Genomic DNA, 23,217 nt, shown 5'->3' on the forward strand with positions numbered 1-23,217 from the left:
GGGGGGGGGCCCCCCCGCCCCCCCGGCCGGTGGGGCTTTAGCGGGCTGAGCAGGTGGGGCTGAGGCTGCCGGCGGTGCCGTTGGCCTGGAAGCCGTACTCGGTGGATTGTCCGGCGCCGACCTGGCCGTTGTACGCCACGTTCGTCCAGTTCGTCGTGCCGGTGTTACCGCTGCGGTTGGCGCTCCACGCGTTGGTGACCGTCGCGCCGGACGGCAGCGCGATCGTCACCGTCCAGCCGCTGAGGGCCGACGAGCCGGCCGTCACTCGAACATTCGCCACGAAGCCACCCGTCCACTGGTTCACCGACACCGTCGCCGTGCAGCCACCCGGGCCCGGAGGCGGAGTCGTGGGCGGGTCGGTCGGCGGATCGGTGGGCGGGTCCGTGGGCGGGTCCGTCGGCGGGTCCGTGGGCGTGGTGCCGTTGTTCAGCGCGGCGAGAACCGCGTCGTACGCTGGCTTCTTCGAGCCGTTGTTGTTGAACAGCAGCGGGGTCTGCGAAGCCCGCCACGAGTCACTGTCCCGGATGCCCCACACGGTGATGCCGTTGCAGCGGGCCACGGCCAGGCAGTCCTCGACGACGCTGCGGTAGGTGTTCGCCGACGCGCCCTGGATGTCCAACTCGGTGATCTGCACATCCACACCGAGCGCCGCGAAGCTCGACAGCGTGGTGCGGTAGTTGCTCACGTACGGGGAGTCGTTGTTGAAGTGCGACTGGAAGCCCACGCAGTCGATCGGCACGCCACGGGCCTTGAAGTCGCGCACCATGTTGTAGACGCCCTGGGTCTTGGCGTGCGTCCAGTTGTCGGTGTTGTAGTCGTTGTAGCAGAGCTTCGCGCCCGGATCGGCGGCACGCGCCGCCCGGAACGCCGCCTCGATCCAGTCGTTGCCGGTGCGCTGGAGGTTGGAGTCGCGACGGCCTCCGGAACTGCCGTCGGCGAACGCCTCGTTCACCACGTCCCACGCCACGACCCGACCGCGGAAGTGGGTGGCCACCTGCGTGACGTGGTTGAGCATCGCCTGCCGCAGCGCGCTGCCGCTCATGCTCTCCATCCAGCCGGGCTGCTGCGAGTGCCACGCCAGTGTGTGACCGCGCACGCTCATCCCGCGGCTGCGCGCGTGGTTGACAATCTGGTCCGCCGCCCCGTAGCTGAACTGATTCTGCTGCGGCTCGGTGGCGTTCATCTTCATTTCGTTCTCGGCCGTCACCGAGTTGAACTCACGGTTCAAGATCGTCGTGTACGCACTGTCGGAGAGCTTGAACCCGGCGACCGCCGTGCCGAAGTACCGACCCTTCTCGGCGGCGGACGCGCCGAGCGTCGTCCCGGCGGAGGCGGGTGCCGTCACGAACAGCGCCATGCCGGCGGCGAGGGCACCCGCGCCGGCCAGCGCGATGGCGGCTCTGGACGCCGCCTTCCATCTCGTACTTCTCATCGTGTGACTCCTTCTGGGGGTGGTGGGGTGGGAAGGGAAATCAGGACACCGAACAGGCGGCACCGTTGAGGGCGAACGAGGCGGGCTTGCCGGCGCCACCCTCGTGAGTGGCCTGGAAGCCGATCTCGACCGACGCGTTCGGGGCGATGGTGTTGTTGTAGGAGACGTTGCGGGCGGTAACCGCACCGCTCGCCGGGGCGTACTGGGCGTTCCAGCCGCTGGTGATGCGCTGCCCGGTGGGCAACGTGAAGCTCAGCGCCCAGCCGTTCACGGCGGTGGCACCGGTGTTGGTGATGGCCACGCTCGCGGTGAGGCCGCTGTTCCAGGCGTTGACCGTGTAGCCGACCCGGCAGGCGCCCTCGGTCGGCGGCGGCGTGGTCGGCGGCGGAGTCGTCGGGGGCGGAGTGGTCGGGGGCGGAGTGGTCGGGGGCGGAGTGGTCGGGGGCGGAGTGGTCGGCGGCGCGGTGCCGTCCAGCCCGAAGAAGCGGATCACCTGCGCGGCGTCGACCGGCAGGTTGTGCGTGACACCCTGCATGCTGATCGCCTCGACCGGTGCCATCGGGCCGCTGCTGCCGTACCGGGTGCGGGTGTAGCCGGACTGCGGGGAGTCGGTGTACGTCGGGGTCTGACTCAGACCGTGCACGTTGGTCCACTGCTTGACCTGCTCGCCGAAGTTCGGGTAGCGCAGCGTCTCGTCGTTGGTGCCGTGCCAGATCTGCATCCGGGGTCGCTGGCCGGTGTAGCCGGGGTACGCCTCCCGGACCAGGTCACCCCACTGCTGCGCGGTCCGGACGAGTTGCCCGTTGGCGCACTGGCTGTTCCACTCCGAGGTGCCGCCGGTCGCGAAGCAGGCGAACGGCACCCCGGCGAACGAGGCGCCCGCCGCGAACACGTCCGGGTAGACGCCCAGCATGACGTTGGTCATCATCGCGCCGGAAGAGGTGCCGGTGGCGAAGATCCGCGCGGGGTCGGCGGAGTAGCGCTGCCGCACGTGGTCGACCATCGACATGAGCCCGACCGGGTCGCTGCCGCCGCCACGGCGTAACGCCTGCGGTGAGTAGACGTCCCAACACTTGCTGCTGCGGGTTGCCGACGGGTAGATCACGATGAACCCGTACCGGTCGGCGAGGGAGGCGTACTGGGTGCCCGAGTGGAACGCGGGGCCCGTCCCGGTGCAGTAGTGCATGGCCAGGAGGATCGCCGGTCGGGTCGCCACCCGGTCCGGGACGTACAGGTGCATTTGCAGGTTGGTCGGGTTGGTGCCGAAGTTGGTCACCTGCGTGAGCGTCGCCGCCGACGCGGGAGTGGCGAACGTCAACGCGGCGGCGGCCAGTGTCACGGCCGCCATGACGACGCCAAGCATTCTCGTCTTCAGTGTCATCGTCGCGATCCCTTGCGAAAAAGGCGCGTGGAAGGGGACTTAAGTCGAGGACTGCCCTTCGCCCGACCTTGACCGCGGCTCGCGTGACCATGTCAGCTTCGATCGAGCACACTCGATTGTCAAGACTTCCGGAAACCTTTCGCCGCAACGGTTCCAGCGGTCACCTGCGCAACAATGGGCATCGACGGGCATCGTCGGCGTCGGCGGCTGGCGACAATTTATCGGCACGTTTTCGGGACCTGCCAGGCCGGCTGGGGCGCGCGGCACGAGGGCGGCCCGACCGATTGGCCGGGCCGCGCATCACCACCGCTCAGTAGATGTCCCGCCCTCGCTCGTCCGGCACCCCGGACTTGCGGAAGAAGTACGTGTTGATCTGGTCGCGCCACTCGGTGGCGCAGCGCACCTGCTCGTCGAGGCGTTCGGCGACCCGCTCGTACACGCTCGGGTCGATCATGCCGGTCAACGTCTGCCACTTCCGCCGCATCGCCGTCACCTCCTCGACCCCCGTGAAGTGGGTGTCGTAGATGTGCTGGATGACTGTCGAGCCGCCGCGCAGCACGTGTCCGTACGGCACGTGGTGGAAGAACAGCAACAGCTCGTCGGGGCAGGTCTCAAGTGACTCGTACACGTCCGCCCAGTACGGCGGATACTGGCCGGTGAAGCCGGTACCCGATGCGCGGCTGCGGTCCACGCCGACGCCGTCGCGGTCGGCGAAGTGGTAGGTGCCCCACCGCGTGTACTCGTACCCGTCGACGCCGGGACCGTAGTGGTCGCCGGGGTTGACCATGAAGCCGACGCCCAGCGGGGCGGTGTAGCGCTCGTACGTGCGCCACGAATCGTCCATGATCTCGTGCAGTGTTCGCCGCACCAGCTCCGCGTCGGCGGTCGCCGACGGCGGAAAGGTCAGCGTGATCCACTCGTCGAGGATCGCCGTCGGGTCCCGCCGAGGGTCCCAGGCCAGCCGACCGAACGTGTACAGGTTGGCCTGTGCCAACGGATGCCCGGTCCAGAAGAGGTCGTCGCCGACATTGGCGACGGCGACCATCCCGCCGCCCACCGCCGACTCCCCCGTGACCACGTCGGCGATCGTCCGTCCGCCCGGCCCCCAGGGGGCGAAGCCGAGCACCTCACTCCACCACGGGCCGAGGTGGCAGACATGCCGCTGTTGGCCCGTGTACTCCTGGGTGACCTGCAACTCCACCGCCAGCCGGGTCGCCGGCATCGCGGCGAGCACCGGTGAGACCGGCTCGCGCGTCTGGAAGTCCACCGGGCCGAACTTCACCTGGACGACCACGTTGGTGCGGAACCGCCCGTCGAGCGGGGCGAAGTGGTCGTACGCGGCCCGAGCCCGGTCGGTGGACCGGTCCCGCCAGTCCTGGTGGTGGTTGTAGACGAACGCCCTCCAGTGCACCACTCCCCCGTGCGGGGCGAGGGCCTCGGCCAGCAGGTTCGCCCCGTCGGAGTGGTCGCGGCCGTACGTGAACGGGCCGGGTTGCCCCTCCGAGTCGGCCTTCACCAGGTAGCCGCCGAAGTCCGGGATCCGGTCGTAGACCCGCCGGGTGGTAGCGGCCCACCAGACCCGCACCGCCTCGTCCAGGGGGTCGGCGGTCGGCAGGCCACCGAGGACCACCGGCGCGGCGAAGCTGACCGACAGGTGCACCCGGATGCCGTACGGGCGCAACGCGTCGGCGATCTCGGCCACGTCACCGAGCCGTTCGGTGAGTAGCAGCGCCTCGGTACGGGCCACGTTGACGTTGTTCACCGAGATCGCGTTGACCCCGCAGGAGGCCAGCAGCCGGCCATACTCCCGCACCCGGGCCAGGTCGCCGCGCGGACGGCCGTCCTGCCAGAAGATCGAGCCGCCCGCGTACCCCCGTTCGACCTGGCCCATCACCGGGTGCACGGCCACGTTGTCCCAGTGGTTCAGCATTCGTCGGCGCAGCGCCGGCCGGTGCCGCTCCGGCGGTCGGACCGGGTCGAAGGCCGCCGCGCAGAGCCGGACCACGTGGAAGAGCCCGTACAGCAGGCCGGCGGGCGCGTCGGCCAGCACCGCCGTCACGTCGCCGGCCCGCGCCAACACGAAACCCTCGTCGCCGAGTGTCGCGCCGTCGTCCAGCTCGACCAGCGCCGCCTCACCGGCCGCGCGCGCCGCCTCCACGGCCGGGTTGGGCAGCTCAGCGGCGTCGCGCAGGGCGAGCACCAGATCGACGTCGACGTCCCAGGACGGGGAGTGCCACACCCGTCCGCCGTAACGGGCGCAGGCGCGTGAGACCTCATTGAGGACGGTGTCGACGAGCAACCCCTCGCCGTGCAGCAGGACGCGGCGCGCGCCGAGCGACCGGAACGCCTCCGGGGGCAGCCAGGCCGGGTGGACGCGTGGCTCGTCAGCGTCCATCGGCTCCTCGACGAACATCAGCTGCTCCAACTCCACCGACTCTTCGGCGTTCACCGGTCCTCCTTCAGCACGACAACCCCGTACGCCGGCAGCCGCAGGGCACCGCCGGCCGCCGCACGGTCGCCGGTGAGCAGGTCGACGCCGCCGGTCCGGGCGGTCACCTCGACCGGCTCGGCGCGGTGGTTGAGCAGAAACAGCAGCCGCGACCCGTCCGCCGCGACCCGCACGGCGGATTCCAGGTCTGCCACGTCCGGGTAGGGCCCGAGCAGGTCGTGCCGGGCGAGCACCTGCCGCACCACCCAGGACACCCCGGCCTGGTCCAGCCCGGCGGCCACGTACCAGCCGTCGCCGGCACCGAAGGAGTTGCGGGTCACCGCCGGGGTGCCCGCGTAGAAGTCGGCCTGGTAGGTGCCGACGACCTGCGCGCCCTGCGGAATCACCAGCTCGAACAGCAGCCGCGCGTCGACGTCGAGCTGATCCACACCGTCGCCGAGGCGGACCGGGTTGACCACCTCCGGGCCGCGGGCGTCCCACTCATCGACCCGGACGCCCATGAGTTGCCCGAGCGGGCCCGGCACGTCCATCAGGAACGCCTGGTCGTTCTCGTCCACCCGGCCGGACAGGTAGGTGGTCAGCACCGACCCGCCGCGCGTCGCCACCGCCTCCAGCCGCTGCGGCAGGTCGCCCTTGAGCAGGTGCAGGGCCGGGGCCACGACCACGTCGTAACGGGACAGGTCGGCGGTCACCGCGACGACGTCCAGGTCCACACCGGCGTCCCAGAGCGCCCTGTGGTACGCGAGCACGACCTGCTGGTAGCGCACCAGGCGGGACGGGCCGTCGGACAGCTCCAACGCCCACCAGCTGTCCCAGTCGAACAGCAGCGCCACCCGGGCCGGGGTCCGCGCGCCCAGCGACGCCGGGCCGAGCCGTTCCAGCTCGGCGCCCAAATCGGCGACCTCCCGGAACACCCGGGTGTCGGAGCGACCGGCGTGCCCGATGACCGCACCGTGGTACTTCTCGCTGGCACCACGGGAGGCACGCAGCTGGAAGAAGAGCACCGCGTCAGCGCCGTGCGCCACTGCCTGCCAACTCCACAGCCGCATCAGACCGGGGCGCTTCAACGGGTTGACGTCGCGGCACGCGGTGAAGCTCGGCGTCTGTTCCATCAGCCAGAACGGCTGGCCGTCCTTGAGCCCGCGCATCAGGTCGTGGGTCAGCGCCATCCAGGCCGCCGACTCGTCGTCGGGCGGGTAGTTGTCCCAGGAGACGAAGTCCAGATGGGGGGCCCAGCGGTGGTAGTCAATCGGCCGGTACATGCCCATGAAGTTCGTGGTCACCGGCAGCGTCGGGCTGGACTCCCGGATGGCGGCCTTCTCGTCGCGGAAGTTGGTCAGCATCGCGTCGGAGGTGAACCGCAGGTAGTCCAGTGTGATGCCCGGGAACGCGGTGTGGTCCGGGCCGCGCCAGTGCTCGGTCAGCGCCGACGGCGGCTCGATCTCGTCCCAGTCGCTGAAGGTGTGCGACCAGAAGGTGGTGTACCAGGCATCGTTCAGCTCGTCGAGGGTGCCGTAGCGGTGGCGCAGCCAGCTCCGGAAGCCGGCCGCGCACAGCGCGCAGTAGCAGGCGCCGCCGTACTCGTTGCCGACATGCCAGGCGAGCACCGCCGGGGTGTCGGCGTAGCGGCGGGCGACCCGGCGGGCCAGCTCCGTCGAGAGCCGACGGAAGACCGGCGAGCTGGGGCAGGAGTTGTGTCGCTGGCCGAAGCGGTGCTTGCGGCCCTCGAAGTCGGTCCGGGTCACTTCGGGGTACGCCCTGGCCAACCAAGGTGGGTGGGCGCCGGTGCCGGTGGCCAGGCAGATCCCGCGTCCCTCGGCACTTGCCCGCTCGACGATCCTGTCCAGCAGCGCGAAGTCGTACGTGTCCTCGGCGGGCTGGGTGAGCGCCCAGTCGAACACCCCGAGGGTGAGCAGGTCGATCCGTGCGGTGTCGAAGAGACGGTAGTCCTGCTTCCACACGTCCTCGGGCCACTGTTCCGGGTTGTAGTCGCCCCCGAAGGGCACCTTGGCGCTGAGGGGCAGGCTCACGAGGTGAACTCCTTCCGGATCAGATGGATCATCGGGTCGCTGATGCGCAGGTACGCCAGGACCGCGATCGACGCGAGCAGCATCAGCACCGCCTCGGAGAAGACCGTGGTGATCCCGGCCGCCGCGGCCAGCAGCAGGGCGTTGCCGACGGGAACACCGGGGGTACGCACGAGGAAGTGCACGGCCAGCCGGAGCACGTCGCGGGTGCGGAAGTCGAACAGCGAGGTGATCACCAGGGCGTTGGCCGCGCAGAGCGTCACGCCCACTCCGATCAGCACCAGCGGCACCGCCCACCAGCTCGACAGTCCGACCGCGCCGGAGTAGGCGAGGTTCACGGCGAGCACTGTCAGCCACAGCAGCGTCGGCACCCAGACGCGCAGCACGCCGAGCACGTTGGCCCGGTAGCCACGCCAGAACAGGGTGGCCGGACGCAGGTCGGTCAGGTCGGTTCGCTGGTGGCGCAGGGCGTACAGGGCGGCGGAGATCGCCGGGCCGACCGGTACCAGGAGGAGCGCGGCCAGCGGCAGGTTGCTCGGATCGCGGCCCAGTACCAGCAGCGGGAGCAGGGCGGGCAACGTGGTGAGCAGCAGGAGCAGCTCGACCACGAGCAGGATGTAGACGCGCGAGGTGATCCGCGACAGTGGTCCGTCGCCGAACTGTCGCCGGGTCTGAGTCGCGCCACTCACTGTCGCTCCCTCCGGTCGACTCAGCTGATCCCTGGTCGCCGGGGGTCCGGCCGGGCCGCGAGAGGCCGCCCGACCGGACTCCCGCTGATCAGCCGTTGTTCTTCTGGAACCGCTCGTACGCCTTGTTGACCAGGTCGATGTACTGGTCGGAGTTCTTGGCCTTCAGCTCGGCCACGTACGCGTCCCACTCGCTGAGCGGACGCTGACCCAGGGCGAACTTCAGCGTGTTCTGGGTGACGAAGTCCTTCAGTGGGGTCTCCCAGAGCGACACCTGCTCGCGCTCCTCGTCGCTCAACGGAGCGGGCGGGGGCACCAGCCTCGGCTTGCGGGCGTCCATCACCTTCTGGAATTCCAGTTCCTCCGGCGAGAAGAACCCACGGACCAGGTCGGGGGTGCCACCGTAGGAGAAGACGCCGTTCTGGAAGCCGAACTCCTTCTGCAGGTGCTTGGTGCCCTTCGGGTTGACCCCCAGGAAGTCGACGTCGGGCGTGACCGAGCGCTTACCCGAGGCGTCCTTGGTGAAGGTGGTGCCCTCGACACCCCACTTGGCGAACTCCATGCCGGCGTCGGAATACCAGAGCCAGTCGATGAACTGCATCATGGCCACGAAGTTCTTGCTCTCCCGGGCCTTCGTGGAGATCATGATGCCGTTCTCCAACCGCGGGAACGGGTTGATCTCGCCGGCCGGGCCGATGGGCAGCGGAATCTTGGCCATCTTGGCGTTCGGCAGGGTCTTGGCCAGGTCGGGCCGGTGGTTGTTGACCAGAGTCTGCGCGTTGCCGGTGACCACGAAGGACTTGCCGTTGGCGAGCTTCTGGCGTGCCTGGTCGTCGGTCTGGGTGAAGCTCTCCGGGTCGAGCAGGCCCTCGGCGACGAGCTTGTGCAGGTAGGTGAGCATCTGCTTGTACTGCTCGGACGCGCCGGTGTAGTTGAACTTCTTCGCCGCCGGGTCCCAGGTGGCGTGCTGGTAGTCCCAGCCCGCCTGGGTGCCGTGGGCCGAGCCGAGGATGTTCAGCAGGGCACCGGTCGGGTTGGGCTTGCTGAAGAGGTCGGAGTACGGGTAGACGTTCGGGTACTTCGCCTTCATCGCCTTGAGCACGGTGTACAGCTCGTCCCAGGTCTTCGGGACGGCCAGGTTGAGTTCCTGCATGATGTCGGTGCGCACCAGGACCGTGTAGTCCTGCGTGGGCTTCTCGTGGACGCCGGGGAGCAGGTAGAACTTACCGTCGGACTGTCGCAGGTTGTCGATCTCCGGCTTGAGGTTCCACTTGCCGATCTTGTCCTTGAGGTTGGGCATCAGGTCCAGGTAGTCGCTCACCGGGAGGATCGCCCCGGAGGACACGAACGCGTTCTCCTGCGGGTGGTACGTCTTCGGGATGATCAGCGGGGCGTCCCCGGCGCCGATCAGCAGGCTGCGCTTCTGCTCGTAGTCGCTCAGCGGCACGGCCACCGGATCGATCTTGACGTTGGTCCGCTTGGTGAGCTCCGACCAGAACAGCCAGTCTTCCTTGAGCGGGTAGAACGTGTGGTTGTTGTAGAGGGTGGAGAACGAGAGCGCCTCGGTGGCCTTGAACTGGTCACCGACGCCGTAGTTGGCCATCGCGCCGACCCGGTTCCCGGAGAGGTCAGTCGACTCGCCGGGGTCCTCGGAACAGGCGGTGGCAAGGGAGAGCGCAAGCAGACCCGCGGTGGCTAGTGCCACGCGGCGCCACGTCTTGTGGAGCATGGCTCGTCCTTTCGGTGGTGGGGGGGTTGCGTTGGGGAAGCGGTGTGGCGCCGGCGTCATCCCTTGACCGCGCCGAGCATCACGCCGCGGACGAAGTACCGCTGGACGAAGGGGTAGATCGCCAGGATCGGCAGGGTGGTGAGCACGATCGTCACGGCCTGGAGGGTGGCCGCGGCCTGGACCTTGTCGGCGTCGGCAGCGGCCGACTCGGCGCTCGTGGCGCCCGCGATGAGGTTGCGGAGGTACACGGTGACCGGCAGCAGATCCTGCCGGTCGATGTAGAGGAACGCGGTGAACCACGAGTTCCAGAAGGAGACCGCGTAGAAGAGCACCATCGTCGCGATGATCGCCTTCGACAGCGGCAGCACGATCCGCAGCAGGATGCCGTACGTGTTCAGCCCGTCGACCGCCGCGGCCTCCTCCAACTCGCTCGGCAGACTCTCGAAGAACGCCTTCATCACCAGCAGGTTGAACACGCTGATGGCGTTGGGGATCACCACGGCCCAGATGGTGTTCTTCATGCCCAGGCTGGTGACCAGCACGTAGTTGGGAATCAGGCCACCGGAGAAGAACATGGTGAACAGCGCGACACCGATGAGGAACGGACGCCCCTTGAGCTGCGGCTTCGACAGCACGTACGCGTAACACGTGGTCAGCACGATCGAGATGAGTGTGGCGACCACCGTGTACACCACAGTGTTGCGGTAGTTCGTCCAGAACATCGCGTCGGACATCAGCAGCTTGTAGGCGGTCAGGTCGAACCCACGCGGAACGATTGTCACCTTGCCGGCGATGATGTAGGCCTCTTCGCTGAGCGAGCGGGCCACGATGTTGAGGAACGGGTACAGCGTCACGACCACGACGCCGAGCAGGACGACAGTGTTGACCACCCGGAAGATCCGGTAACCCCGACTGTCCACCGGCCCGCGCGTCGTCGGGGCGTCGATCTTCGTACCGAGGGTCACCACAGGCTCGTCCCCACCGTGCGACGGGAGATGACGTTCGCCGACAGGACGAGGATCAGCCCGATCACCGCCTCGAAGAGACCGATGGCGGCCGCGTAGCTGAAGTTGCTCGACTGGAAGCCCATCCGGAACAGATAGGTGGAGACCACGTCGGCTGTCGGATACGTCAACGGGTTGTAGAGCAGCAGGATCTTCTCGAACCCGACCGCCAGGAAGCTGCCGATGTTGAGGATCAGCAGGGTCACCATCGTCGGACGGATGCCGGGCAACGTGACGTGCCAGGTCTGCCGCAGCCGGCCGGCGCCGTCGATCCGGGCGGCCTCGTACAGGTCCTCGTCGATGGTGGTGAGGGCGGCGAGGTAGAGGATCGTGCCCCACCCGACGGTCTGCCAGACCTCGGACGAGACGTAGATGGTGCGGAACCACTCCGGTTTCTGCAGGAACGCCACCGGGTCGCCGCCGAACAGGCTGACGATCTGGTTGGCAGTGCCCTCGATCGAGGTCAGCTGCATGACCATCGCCGCCACGATCACGATCGACAGGAAGTGCGGCAGGTAGGACACGGACTGGACGAACCGCTTGAAGCGGCGGGCCCGGACCTCGTTGAGCAGCAGCGCCAGCACGATCGGCAGCGGGAAACAGAACAGCAGGGTCAGCGTCCCCAGCACCAGGGTGTTGGTGAACACCTCCCAGAACGTCGGGTCGCTGAGGAACATCCGGAAGTAGCGCAGCCCGACCCAGTACTCACCGAAGATGCTGCCGCCCGGCTTGAACCGGCGGAACGCGATGATGTTGCCGATCATCGGCAGGTACCGGAAGACCAGGAAGAACAGCAGCGGCAGGACGGCAAGGGAGTAGAGCTGCCAGTCCCGGCGCAGTGCCTGCCGCCAACTGCGACGGCGTCGTGGCGAGCGCGGGGCAGGGCTCTGCGCCTGCTGGGGAGAACTCGGCGGCGCCGGCGGCGGTGGCCGCAGGGTGGATGTCATCCGTGGCCTCCTATGCCGACTGTGGAACGGCCACGAGTGGCTCGACCCGCACCGAGCTGAGCAGTTCCCGCTCGAAACCGACCTGGCGCTCGGTGCCGACCAGTCGCAGCGGCAGGGCCGCCACCACGTCGCCGCTCGATCGGCCGAAGCGCAGCTCGACGTCGCCGGGCTCGACGATCCGTTGGCCGGTCAGCCCGGTGAACGACGCCACGTCGGCCGGTACGCCGAACGTCACGTGTGCCACCTCGCCGGGCGCCAACGGCAACCGGGTGTAGCCGATCAGCCGGACCACCGGACGGGTGGTCTGCGCGACCGGGTCGTGCAGGTAGAGCTGCACGACCTCGGTGCCGGCCCGCTCACCGGTGTTGGCGACGGTGATCCGCACCCGCACCTCGCCGTCGACCGGCCAGGCAGTCGGATCCTCGCGCGGTTCTACCACCGTCGCGTCGGACCACTCGAAGGTGGTGTAGCTCAGCCCGTGGCCGAACGGGTAGGCCGGGGTCGGGTCGATCGAGGAGACCTTGTTGCGCCGGCCGAGCGGCGGCGCCAGGTAGGTGCTCGGCAGCCCGCCGGCATCGCGGGGAACGCTGACCGGCAACCGCCCGGAGGGCTCGACCGCGCCGGTGAGCACCTCGGCGAGGGCCTGCCCACCGAGCTGGCCGAGGAAGAACGCCTGCACCACGGCCGCCGCGTCGTCGAACTCCGGGCCGAGCGCGTAGGGGCGACCGGTCATCAAGACCAGGACGACCGGGGTGCCGGTGGCGAGCACGGCGCGGACGAGGTCGCTCTGCACGCCCGGTAGTCGAAGGTCGACGGCGTCGCAGCCCTCACCGGAGGTGCCCCGGCCGAACATTCCCGCCCGGTCGCCGACGGCCAGCACGCACACGTCGGCGGCGGCGGCCGCGGCGACGGCGGCCGGGATACCCGAGGTGTCCTCGCCGGTGATGGCGCAGCCCAACTCGTGGGTGAGCAGCGGGACGCGGCGGGCGAACTCGTCGCGCAGGGTGGGGATGTCCAGGCCGAGGCCGAAGTCGCTGTGGTTGACGCCCACGTGGTTGGGGAACGAATAGCAGCCGAGCATGGCCATCGGGTCGTCGGCGACCGGGCCGACCAGGGCGACCCGGCTCCCCACGGGCAGCGGGAGGACGCCGGTGTTGCGCAGCAGGACGACCGACTCCCGGGCCAGGCGAAGGGCGATGTCCTGGCTAGCCTCGTCGTCGAAGCGCAGGGACGCCACGTCGTCGGGCAGTTCCTGCCAGCCCTCGTCGAGCAGACCGAGCTCGATCTTCTGGATCAGCACCCGACGCAGCGCGCAGTCGATCAGCGCCTCGTCGACCTCGCCGCGGCGAGCCGCCTCCACCAGCGGTTCGCCGAAGGCGTCCACTGTGGGCAGCTCGACGTCGATTCCGGCCCGCAGGGCGAGCTGGGCCGCGTCCGCGGCATCCCCGGCGACTCCGTGCAGGGTCTGGAGAAACCGTACGGCGAAGTAGTCGGCCACCACTGTGCCGGTGAAGCCCCACTCGTCACGCAACAACCCGGTCAGCAGCCCACGGTCGGCTGCGACGGGCAGGCCGTCGATCTCGGCGTAGGAGTTCATCACCGAGCGGGCACCGCCGAGGCGCAGCGCCATCTCGAACGGCGGCAGGATGACGTCGGCCAGCTCGCGGTGGCCCATCGGCACCGGCGCGAGGTTGCGTCCGCCCCGGGAGGCGGAGTAGCCGGCGAAGTGTTTCAGCGTGGCCACCACGCCGGCCCGCTCCAGGCCCCGCACGTAGGCGGCGCCTGTCGTCCCGACCAGGTAGGGGTCCTCGCCGATCGTCTCCTCGGTGCGGCCCCAGCGGTAGTCCCGGGTGACGTCCAGCACCGGGGCGAGGCCCTGGTGCACACCGGCGGCGCGCATCGACCGCCCGATCCGATCGGCCATCGCCTCGACCAGTTCGGGGTCGAAGGACGCGCCCCAGCTGAGCGGGGTCGGGTAGACGGTGGCCCGCCACGCCGCGAACCCGGTGAGGCACTCCTCGTGCACCTGCGCCGGAATGCCGAACCGGCTGGCGGCCACGATCTGCGCCTGCGAGGCCGCCAGCGACCGGGCGCCGAACACCGGGTCGACCGGGGCGGTGCCGAACGGGCGGGTCAGCTGGCCGAGCCCGTACCGGATGACAGTCCTCCACGGCGGCAGCTCGCTGATCATGTCCGACTGGTGCGGTGCGACGCCCTCGCCGCTGGCGTCGGCGCCGACCCAGACCCCGACGAGCTGGGCGATCTTCTCTTCGAGGGACATCAGTGGCAGGAGCGCCTCGGCGCGCTCGGTCGGCGACAGCCGCTGATCACGCCACGGCGCGGCGCCGCCGTCCTCGAGCGACTGACTTCTCATGCCATGACCCCTTAGCTCCGGCCACATCCCCGTGCCCTCGTGAACCAGCTCCGTGGCGGACGTTTCTCACGATCCGAAACTTTCCGGAAACCTGCGTAACCTTTTCGGCAACCTAAGTGCCGCATCGATGCCTGTCAAGAGCCTCAATCGGACTACCAGGGGGTGTTTCCTGCACACGGTGACCCCACGATCGGCGCTCCGTCGCGGACGAGCCGCGCATTGTCCCGCGAATGCGCAGCCCGAGCACGACACCCACTGGCGTGAATGTCTCATCATGTTAAGGTCGCCCGAAACTTTCGGATGTTGTATGAGGCCGCGATGACAGAGCACCGCCCGCTCGACCCACCCGCCTCCACCACCATCGCGACCATCGCCAACGATGTCGGCGTCTCGGTCGCGACCGTGTCCAAGGTCCTCAACGGGCGCGGCGACGTCGCCCCCGGCACCAGGGCCCGGGTGGAGGCGAGCCTCGACCGCCACCAGTACCAGCGCCGCGCCCGCCGACACGCCACCAGCGGCGGCCGGGTGGACCTCGTGTTCCACGAGTTCGACACTGGTTGGGCGATGGAGATCCTGCGCGGCGTCGAGGCGGTGACCTCCGCGGCCGGCATCGGGCTGTCGATCGCCCAGCTCGACGGCGCGCACCGCCCGCCGGCGCGATGGCTGGAGGCGTTACTGGCCGACCGCCCCCTGGGCGTGGTGTTCGTCCTCTCCCACCTGGCCGAGGCCCAACAGCAGCACCTGCGCCGGCAGGGCATACCGTTCGTCGTCGTCGACACCGACAGTGCCACCTCGGCCTCCGTGCCGACCGTCGGGTCGAACAACTGGAACGGCGGCCTGCTCGCCGCCCGACACCTGCTGGAGCTGGGGCACCGACGGATCGCCATCATCTCCGGGCCACCCGACGTGCTGTGCAGCCGCGCCCGCGCCGCCGGCTTCCAGTCGGCCCACGACGAAGCCGGGATAGTGGTCGACCGCGAGCTGATCCGCTACGGCAGTTTCTCCGCCGGAGCGGGGCACGCCCACGGGCTGCAACTGCTCCAGCGGCCGGACCGACCCACGGCGATCTTCGCCGGGTCGGACATCCAGGCCATGGGGGTGCTCCGGGCCGCCCGTCAGTGCGGCCTGCGAGTGCCCGAGGACCTCTCGGTGATCGGGTACGACAACCTGCCGGTCTCGGCCTGGACCGACCCGGCGCTCACCACGATCAACCAGCCGTTGCGCGACATGGCCGGCATCGCCACCCAGATGTTGCTCGACCTGACCAGGGGGAACGAGCCGGCGACCAGCCGGATCGACCTGGTGACCGAGCTGGTCGTCCGGGAGAGCACCGCGCCCCCCGCCCACCCGCACTGACCCGGCCCCTGCGAGGACCCGTGCCCCACTCCGCCTCCACCTTCGACGACCTCCAGCGATACGCGCCCGAGGTCACCGAACCCGACGACTTCGACGAGTTCTGGCGGGACACGCTCGCCGAGGCGTCCGCCGTACCGGTGCTCGTCGACGTCCGCCCCGAACCCACCGACCTGCGGCTGCTCGACTCCTGGGACGTCACGTTCGCCGGCTTCGGTGCTGACCCGGTCCGCGCCTGGTACACCCGCCCGGCCGGAGTTCGAGAGCCGCTGCCGGCCGTGGTCGAGTACGCCGGCTACGGTCGCGGGCGCGGCCTGCCCCATGAACGGCCGACCTGGGCGGCGGCCGGGTACGCGCACCTACTGATGGACAACAGGGGCCAGGCGGGGCAGCACGGCGCCGGGGACACCCCCGACCCGCACGGCGCGCCCGGCGGTCCCTGGCCGGTCACCTGGGGGATCCTCGATCCGCGCAACTACCACTACCGCCGCCTGATCACCGACGCGGTGCGGGCGGTCGAGGCGGTCCGCGCGCTGCCGGGGGTCGAGGGTGACCGGGTCACGGTGGTCGGCAACAGCCAGGGCGGCGGCGTCGCCCTGGCGGTGGCGGGTCTCGTCGAGGATCTCAGCGCGGTGCTGACCACCGCCCCGTTCCTTTGCGACATGCGCCGGGCCGTCGCGCTCACCGACCTCGCGCCGTACGGCGAGATCGCCCGGTACCTGGCGGTGCACCGGGAGGCCGAGGAGGCGGTGTGGCGCACATTGTCCTATGTCGACGGCGTGAGCTTCGCGCGTCGGGCGACGGCTCCGGCGCACTTCGGGGTCGGCGCGCGCGACACCGTCTGCCCGCCGCGAACCGCCTTCGCCGCCTACAACCACTACGGCGCCGCGAACCGGAGGCCGGTCCCGCCCGAGCGGGAGATGCACGTCTACCCGTTCAACGGCCATGAGGGCGGGGAGGCCGTGCACGTCGGGCGTCAGCTGCGTTGGCTGCGCTCGGTGCTCCCCACAGCGCGAGCCTGAACGGCCCACCCCTTCCTGGTCACGGCTCCAGCAGGCTCTGGACCGGGGCACACGCGCGGCAGGGCCAGACGCGTACGGTGCCGTCGTCATGCGTCGAGACGAGCCGCTCGCCGTCCGGGCTGAAGTCGACGGCTTCCACTGAGGCGCCGAACCCCCCGAAGGTCACGGACTGCGCGGCCTCCGAAGCGCGCCACAGCCGGGCGGTGCCGTCCTTTCCAGAACTGATCACCCACTGCCCATCCGGGCTGAACGACACGTGCCAGACGGGACCCTCGTGCCCTCGCAACACCATTGGCGCGATGCCGCTCGTGACGGAGTGGATCTGCACGGTGCCGTCGAAGCCGGCACTGACGACCCGTTGTCCGTCCGGGCTGAAGGCCACGGCCCATACCAGTCCCTCGTGACCGGGAAGCAGCAGTGGTTCGGCAGTGCCGAGGGCGTCCCAGATCCGTAGGGTGCCCTCCGCGCCAGCTGTGGCGACCCTCCTGCCGTCCGGACTGAAGGCGGCGTACCGGATCTCGTCGGCGCCTCGATGGACCACCGGGGCACTCTGGCCGGTGAGGTCCCAGATTCGCAGGCTCCCGTCGTTGCTGACGCTGGCCAGGCGACGGCCGTCAGGGCTGAAGTCGGCGATCCACGCCTGCTTCTCGTGCCCGCGAAGCACCACAGGATCGTGTCTGCCGGCGAGGTCCCAGACTCGTACGCTGCCGTCGCGTCCGCCGGTGGCCACACTCGTCCCGTCCGGACTCACAGTGAGACCGTAGACGTCGCCGTCGTGGCGGCCGAGCACCCGAGGCTCGGCTGGTGTGGCCAGGTTCCAGACTCGCACCGTGCCGTCCTCGCCGCCACTGACCACCCGCTGCCCGTCCGGGGTGAACGCGGCGGCCCAGGTGGCCTTCTCGTGGCCCCGCAGGATCAGACGATCGCTGCCCGGGTCCCAGATCCGTAGCGTGCCATCATCGGCCGCGCTCACCAGCCGGGATCCATCCGGGCTGAACGCCAACGCCCAGACCCGGTTGGTGTGCCCGCGCAGCACCAACGGGTCACCAGCGCCGTTGGCGTTCCAGATCCGTACGGTCAGATCGTCACTGGTGGTCGCGACCCACTGCTCGTCCGGGCTCAGCGCGAGCCCTTCCACAGTGCCCTCGTGCCCACGCAGCACCACCGGGGCCGCCGACCCGGTCAGCGGCCACACCCAGGCCGTACCGTCGGTGCTGGAGCAGGCCAGGCGGGTGCCGTCCTGGCTGAACACCATCGTCCTGGTGGCCTCTCGTGGCCCGGTGAGGATCGTCCTGGTGGATCGTGCGGCCAGGTCCCAGAGCCGTACCGTCGCGTCGTGGCTGCTGCTGGCCAACCGGCGCCCGTCGGGGCTGAAGGCCACACCGACAGCGACCTTCGTGTGCCCACGCAGCACCACCGGTCGGCCGCCGCCACGGGCATCCCAGACCCGAACTGTGGTGTCCTCGCCAGCACTGGCGACCGTCCGTCCGTCGGGGCTGAAGGCCACTCCCCAGACCGGGCCCTCGTGCCCGCGTAGGACGAGGGGCCCAGCGGTTCCATCGACCTCCCAGATCCGGACGGTGCCGTCCGAGCCGGCGGTGACCAGTCGCTTCCCGTCCGGGCTGAACATCGGGCTCCAGACCTGTCCCTCGGGTCCGCCGGTGAGAGCCAGACCTGGCCCAGAGACGCCCTGCCCGGCCCAGGTCCACACCCGCACCTCGCCGTCCGCCCCGGTGGCCGCCACCCGCCTCCCGTCCGGACTGAACGCCACGCCCAATGCCTTCTTGCTGCTCATCGGCACGATCGCCTGCAGTCGGTCATCGACGGCGGCCTGGCGAAGCACCATCTCCGCACCGACGGTCGGGCGGGTGGTCAGAGCGCGTCGGGCGAGGCGCTGCGCCTGCTGCGGATCGATCTGCAGTTGGTTGTTGGCCTCGACCGTCAGCTGCCGGGAAACAGCGAGATCTCGTTCGGCGGCCGCCCGGTTCGCTTGCACCAGTGCCACCGCCGCGAGGACGCTCACCACGACAACGATTGCCGCGAGCCCGGTCAACGCCACGCTGGTCCGCCGCCGTCGGGCTGCCCGACGGCGGCTCTCTCGTGCACGGCTGGTCTCCAGGAAGTCCCGTTCCAGGTCACTGAGGTCCATCACCTGGTGCGTTGCCCAGAGCGCCAACTGGACCCCCCGATACAGGAATCCGTCCACGCGGTCGTGCCGGTCCCACTCGGCGGCAGCCTCCGTCAGCCTACGGTGGGAGCGCAGCAACTCCCGATCCTCGGTCAGCCAGCGACGCAGCCGGGGCCACTCCTGGATCAGGGCCTCATGGGCCACCATGACGCCCTTCTCGTCCGCCGTCACCAGCCGCGCGGCCGTCAACCTGCCCAGCACCTCGGCCGCGGCCAAGGGGTCTGCCCCGCCCACCAACTCGGCCAGGGGTGCCCGGCGTCGGGTGTCCTCGGTGCCGTCACCGAGGGCGGTCAGGCGCAGGAAGATGTCCCGTGCCAGCCCTCGCTGCCCCTCATCGAACTGCGCGTACACCCCCTCGGCGGTACGGGTGATGGCGCCATTCACGCCGCCCGACTCGCGGTAGTGGGCCAGTGTGATCCGCTTGCCCTGCCGCAGGCGCGACGTCTCCAACAGCGCGTGGGACAGCAGCGGCAGCGCACTCGTCTGACCGCCGACGTCTGCCACTGCCATCTCCACCAACGCCGGTTCCACCAGCAACCCGGCCCGCTCGGCGGGGCCGGTGATCGTCCGACGCAGATCCTTCTCGTCCATCGGGCCGATCAGCAGCTGGTGCTCATGGAGAGCGGCCACCAGGGCCGGGTAGGCGGCACACCGACCGTAGAAGTCAGCTCGCACTCCCAGCACCACGCGGACCCTGGGGACCTCCGCCGCGGCGAGCAGCGCGGCAATGAACCCCGACCGCTCCCCCTCGTCGCGACAGAGCGTGAAGAGCTCCTCGAACTGGTCCACCACGATGAGCATGTTCGCTCCCGATGGACGGGCATCGAGAATCTGCGCGATCGTCCCGCGAATGCTGGCCGGGTCATCGGCCAGGTGACGCTGGACCGTGTCACGATCCAGGTCCTGTTCATTGACGAGCTGGAACGCGAGTTCTTCCATTGGATGTTCGCCCGGCGTCATCAGCACAGTGGCCCAGATCGGCTGACCCTTGACGGGATTCTCGACCATGGCCGCTATCAGACCCGCTCGGAGCAGGGATGACTTGCCGGCACCAGACGGGGCGAAAACCGCGACGAACCGGAGATTGGTGAGCATTTCACAGAGCTGAGCCACTAGGCGCTCGCGTCCGAAGAACCATTCTGAGTCCTCCGGCTGAAACGCCGCCATTCCCCAGTACGGCCCGCGGCTGCCCCCCACCGCCCCGGCGGACGTCACGCTTGCGATCAGGCTGTGCCACCGTTCGGTCCATTCGGCCGGGTCACCGCCACAGGCGGCCACGTACGCCAGTGTCACCTGAAGGCTCGGCACGGTCTCGCCGCTGGCCGCCTTCGCCAGTGTGGTCACCGAGAAGTGCGCGCGTCTGGCCAGTTGACGGTAGGTCGGCGAACCCGCCTTCGTCCGCAGCTGGCGTAGGTCGAGCGCGAACCGCTCCAGCTCGCCTGCCTCCGGGTCGAGCGGCCGCTCAGGTCTTCCCACGATGTCCCCCGTCACAGAGTTGTTTGTCAGCCTGGCGACATGATTGGCAAACAATCCATTGGCGACTATATCTAGTTCCGTGGACGCCGATCGGCGAGTGTCGGGTAGCAGCCACCGCGCGCCTAGGCGTGCGGCCACGTTCGACGACCCAACGCGATCGACGACACGGAGGAGGGCCGGGAGGGGGTGTGTGATGCACGCCAGAAACGGCACCGGCGCTGTTACCCACAGCACCGATGGCCGTCCTGGGTACGGGGGGCGTCACGCAATCCCGGATAGACAAGGGGGATTCTTATTCGATTAGGATTTCGCTATCGCGGCTGAACGTGGCCCGTTTGGGCAGTTCGCCTCGGGAATCCAACGTTCGGTGCGTCATCGATTCGCGACCCTCGCGGTCGCCGCCGGTGTCAAGTCGGCAAGGAACAGGACCAACTCCCTCCGCGTCGCCTGCTAGGGCGTGCGGTGACGGGGCGGCGACAGGTCCCGTCGCCGCCCCGTCAGCCCGCGGGAGGTCACCGCTCCACGGCGCGGTAGAGCCGGCTCACGGTCTCGGCCACGCAGACGGGCTTGCCGCCGCTGTCGCTCTCCACGGTGACCGTCACGACCAGCTGCACACCGCCGCTGACCGGCGACACGTCGGCGATGGTGGCGGTGGCGCGTACGGCGGCGCCGACCCGCAGCGGCGCGGGGAAGCGCACCCGGTTCAGCCCGTAGTTGACGCCCATCGCCACCCCCTCGACCCGGTAGAGCCCACCCGCCAGAGCCGGCAACAGTGACAGGGTGAGGTACCCGTGGGCGATCGTCCCGCCGAACGGCCCCGCCGCGGCTCGGACCGGGTCGAGATGGATCCACTGGTGGTCGTCGGTGGCGTCGGCGAAGAGGTCGACGCGGCTCTGCTCGATGCGCTGCCACGGACCGGGCCCGAGGCTCTCGCCGGTCGCGGCGGCCAACTCCTCGAACGAGGTGAACACTCTCATGCCGGATCTCCCTACAGCTAGAAGGCGTTGACGCCGGTGAGCGCGCGGCCGATGAGGAGTTGCTGAATCTGACTGGTGCCCTCGTAGAGGGTGGCCACCCGGGCATCGCGCAGGTACTTGCCGACCGGATACTCGTCGATGTAGCCGTACCCACCGAAGACCTGGACCGCGTTGTTGGCCGCGCGGACGGCGGCCTCGCTGGCGAACAGCTTGGCCGTCGACGCCTCGGTGGCGAACGGCTGGTCACGGTCGATCAGGTCGGCCACCTGCCACACCAGCAGCCGGGCGGCGGCGGTGTCGACCGCGATGGCGGCGAGCAGTTGTTGGACGAGCTGGTGCCCGGCGATCGGCTTGCCGAACTGGGTGCGCTGCCCGGCGTAACCGACCGCCGCGTCGAGGCAGCCCTGGGCGATGCCGACGCACCCGGCGGCCACCGACATCCGACCCTTGGCGAGGGTGGCCAGGGCCAGCCGGAATCCGGCGCCCTCGGCCCCGAGGCGGGCCGCGTCGGGCACCCGCACCTCGTCGAAGCCCAGCTCGCCGGTGGCCTGACCGCGCAGGCCGAGCTTGCCGTGGATCTCCCGCCGGGTCAGCCCCGGTCTGTCGGTGGGCACCAGGAACGCGGTGATTCCTCGGTGCCCGGGCCCGCCGGTGCGGGCGAAGACCAGCGCGACGTCGGCGGTGGTGCCGTTGGTGATGAACGTCTTCGTGCCGGTGAGCAGCCAGTCGGTGCCGTCGCGGACCGCACGGGTGCGCAGTGCGGCCGCGTCCGAGCCGCTGTCCGGCTCGGTCAGCGCGAAGCAGCCGAGTGCGCTGCCGGCGCAGAGCCTCGGTAGCCACTCGGCGCGCTGTTCGGCGCTCCCGTGCGCGGCGATCGACTTCGCCACCAGGCCGAGGGAGACCGAGACGATGCCGCGCACCGCCGAGTCGCCCCGGCCCAGTTCCTCAAGGACCAGGCAGTACGCGAGGTGGTCGCCGCCGGCACCGCCGTCGGTCTCGGCGATGGTCAGCCCCAGGAAGCCCAGGTCACCGAGCATTCCGACGATGGTGGGGTCGACCGATTCGCGGCGATCCCAGGCGGCCGCGTGCGGCAGCAGCTCGCGGTCGGCGAACTCGGCGGCCAGCTGGCGGACCGCCGCCTGCTCGGCGGAGAGGGTGAGGTCCATGACGCTCAAACTAGCGGTGATAGTTTAACCCGTCCAGACCGGACGGTCACCGGTCGGAGGCCAGACCGACGTGCCGCTCGGCGGTGAACGCGCGAGCCAGCTCGGTACGCGACCGGATGCCCAGCCGGTGGAACACGTTGCGCAGGTGGTGGTCGACAGTACGGGTGGAGAGGAACATCCGGGCGGCGATCTCCCGGTTGGTGGCGCCCTCGGCGACCAGCTCGGCGATCCGCAGTTGCTGGCCGGTCAGCAACCGCGCCGCGGGCAGGTCCGGCGGACCGATCGACTCACCGGCCGCCCGCAGCTCCGTGGTGGCCTGCTCGGCCCAGCGCTCCACCCCGAGCAGGCTGAACATCTCGCGGGCCTGGTGCAGGTGCGTCCGCGCGTCGCGCGGGCGTCGACTGCGGCGCAACTCCTGGCCGAAGAGCAGTTCGGTGCGGGCCCGCTCGAACGTGCCGGCCTCCGTCGGGTGCAGGCGCAGCGCCGCCTGGAAGTCCCGTTCCGCCTCGGCACCGCCCCGAGGGGCGAGCAGCGCGTGGCACCGCGCGGACAGGGCCCGGCGCAGCGGGCTCGCGGTGCTGCTGGCCCACCTGTCGAACGCCGCGAGCGCGGCGGTCGCCGCCGGTCGGTGCGCCAGGTGCGCCGCCGCCTCCACCAGGTACGGGGTGGCCATCACCTGCACGAGGACCTGGCCTCGACCCGTGCCGAGCCGAGCCAGCGACGCCAACCGGTCCGCGGCCTCGGCGTGCCGGCCGTCGACCAGGTCGAGCACCGCCAGGGCCCACGCGGCGAGGGCGTGCGGGCGGCTGCCGGGCGTCGGTGACTCGCCGATCTCGCGGACCCGCCGCAGGCTGGTGTCCCGGTCGGCCCGGATCGCGGCGAGGACGGCGAGCATGCCCAGGTGGACGTTGGCGCAGTTGACCTGGCCGGTGGCCCGGGCGACACGCAGCCCGTCGCGGGAGGTCTCCGCCGCCGCCTCGTGTCGGCCCAGCCAGTACTCGGCGAC

15 protein-coding genes are annotated in these 23,217 nt (G+C 70.0%); 2 read left to right on the plus strand and 13 right to left on the minus strand.

The genetic code is table 11. The features are described from left to right. Positions 1-37: 37 nt before the first annotated feature. The 9 genes from KBX08_RS29015 to KBX08_RS29055 all read right to left on the minus strand — a co-directional run bounded on the left by KBX08_RS29015 (position 38) and on the right by KBX08_RS29055 (position 14,029). On the minus strand, positions 38-1,432 hold the full coding sequence (locus tag KBX08_RS29015; protein WP_210786510.1) for an endo-1,4-beta-xylanase: 1,395 nt from the start codon (positions 1,430-1,432) through the stop codon (positions 38-40). 40 nt (positions 1,433-1,472) lie between these two features. Further along, positions 1,473-2,813 (minus strand): PHB depolymerase family esterase, encoded by a 1,341-nt coding sequence (locus tag KBX08_RS29020; protein WP_210786512.1) that lies wholly within the window; start codon positions 2,811-2,813, stop codon positions 1,473-1,475. 310 nt (positions 2,814-3,123) lie between these two features. Next, complete coding sequence (locus tag KBX08_RS29025) at positions 3,124-5,262, minus strand: alpha-glucuronidase (protein WP_307850679.1); 2,139 nt, start codon at positions 5,260-5,262, stop codon at positions 3,124-3,126. Continuing rightward, the gene (locus KBX08_RS29030; protein WP_210786514.1) at positions 5,259-7,292 is read right to left on the minus strand and encodes a beta-galactosidase; all 2,034 of its coding nucleotides are present in this window, start codon (positions 7,290-7,292) and stop codon (positions 5,259-5,261) included. Before KBX08_RS29030 ends, KBX08_RS29025 begins: the two co-directional genes overlap by 4 nt. Next, on the minus strand, positions 7,289-7,978 hold the full coding sequence (locus KBX08_RS29035; RefSeq protein ID WP_210786516.1) for a DUF624 domain-containing protein: 690 nt from the start codon (positions 7,976-7,978) through the stop codon (positions 7,289-7,291). The genes KBX08_RS29030 and KBX08_RS29035 overlap by 4 nt, the downstream gene beginning before the upstream one ends. An 88-nt stretch (positions 7,979-8,066) precedes the next feature. Next, positions 8,067-9,704: an extracellular solute-binding protein gene (locus KBX08_RS29040; protein ID WP_210786518.1), complete on the minus strand. Its 1,638-nt coding sequence runs from the start codon at positions 9,702-9,704 to the stop codon at positions 8,067-8,069. Between the two features lie 56 nt (positions 9,705-9,760). Further along, positions 9,761-10,669 carry a carbohydrate ABC transporter permease gene (locus tag KBX08_RS29045; protein WP_238690114.1) on the minus strand — a complete coding sequence of 303 codons (909 nt, stop codon included), beginning with the start codon at positions 10,667-10,669 and terminating at the stop codon, positions 9,761-9,763. Further along, complete coding sequence (locus KBX08_RS29050) at positions 10,666-11,655, minus strand: sugar ABC transporter permease (RefSeq protein WP_210786522.1); 990 nt, start codon at positions 11,653-11,655, stop codon at positions 10,666-10,668. Before KBX08_RS29050 ends, KBX08_RS29045 begins: the two co-directional genes overlap by 4 nt. A 10-nt stretch (positions 11,656-11,665) precedes the next feature. Then, positions 11,666-14,029, minus strand: coding sequence for a glycoside hydrolase family 3 N-terminal domain-containing protein (locus tag KBX08_RS29055; protein WP_210786524.1), 2,364 nt, complete (start codon positions 14,027-14,029; stop codon positions 11,666-11,668). Positions 14,030-14,347: 318 nt separating this feature from the next. Between KBX08_RS29055 and KBX08_RS29060 the strand changes: the two genes are divergently transcribed. Next, positions 14,348-15,385 (plus strand): LacI family DNA-binding transcriptional regulator, encoded by a 1,038-nt coding sequence (locus KBX08_RS29060; RefSeq protein ID WP_112698181.1) that lies wholly within the window; start codon positions 14,348-14,350, stop codon positions 15,383-15,385. Positions 15,386-15,405: 20 nt separating this feature from the next. Further along, a complete protein-coding gene (locus KBX08_RS29065; RefSeq protein WP_210786526.1) occupies positions 15,406-16,404 on the plus strand; it encodes an acetylxylan esterase in 999 nt (332 codons plus the stop codon). Between the two features lie 19 nt (positions 16,405-16,423). Here KBX08_RS29065 and KBX08_RS34805 read toward each other — a convergent pair whose 3' ends face one another. The 4 genes from KBX08_RS34805 to KBX08_RS29085 form a co-directional block, all read right to left on the minus strand. Continuing rightward, a complete protein-coding gene (locus KBX08_RS34805; RefSeq protein WP_210786528.1) occupies positions 16,424-20,068 on the minus strand; it encodes a hypothetical protein in 3,645 nt (1,214 codons plus the stop codon). Positions 20,069-20,580: 512 nt separating this feature from the next. Further along, positions 20,581-21,045: a MaoC family dehydratase gene (locus KBX08_RS29075; protein WP_210786531.1), complete on the minus strand. Its 465-nt coding sequence runs from the start codon at positions 21,043-21,045 to the stop codon at positions 20,581-20,583. Positions 21,046-21,062: 17 nt separating this feature from the next. Further along, positions 21,063-22,211, minus strand: coding sequence for an acyl-CoA dehydrogenase family protein (locus KBX08_RS29080; protein ID WP_210786533.1), 1,149 nt, complete (start codon positions 22,209-22,211; stop codon positions 21,063-21,065). 46 nt (positions 22,212-22,257) lie between these two features. Next, on the minus strand, positions 22,258-23,217 hold a 960-nt coding region (locus KBX08_RS29085), incomplete at its 5' end, for a LuxR family transcriptional regulator (protein ID WP_247670248.1).

Origin of the sequence: Micromonospora sp. H61, from assembly GCF_018070325.1 — a bacterium.
Lineage (GTDB): Bacteria > Actinomycetota > Actinomycetes > Mycobacteriales > Micromonosporaceae > Micromonospora > Micromonospora salmantinae.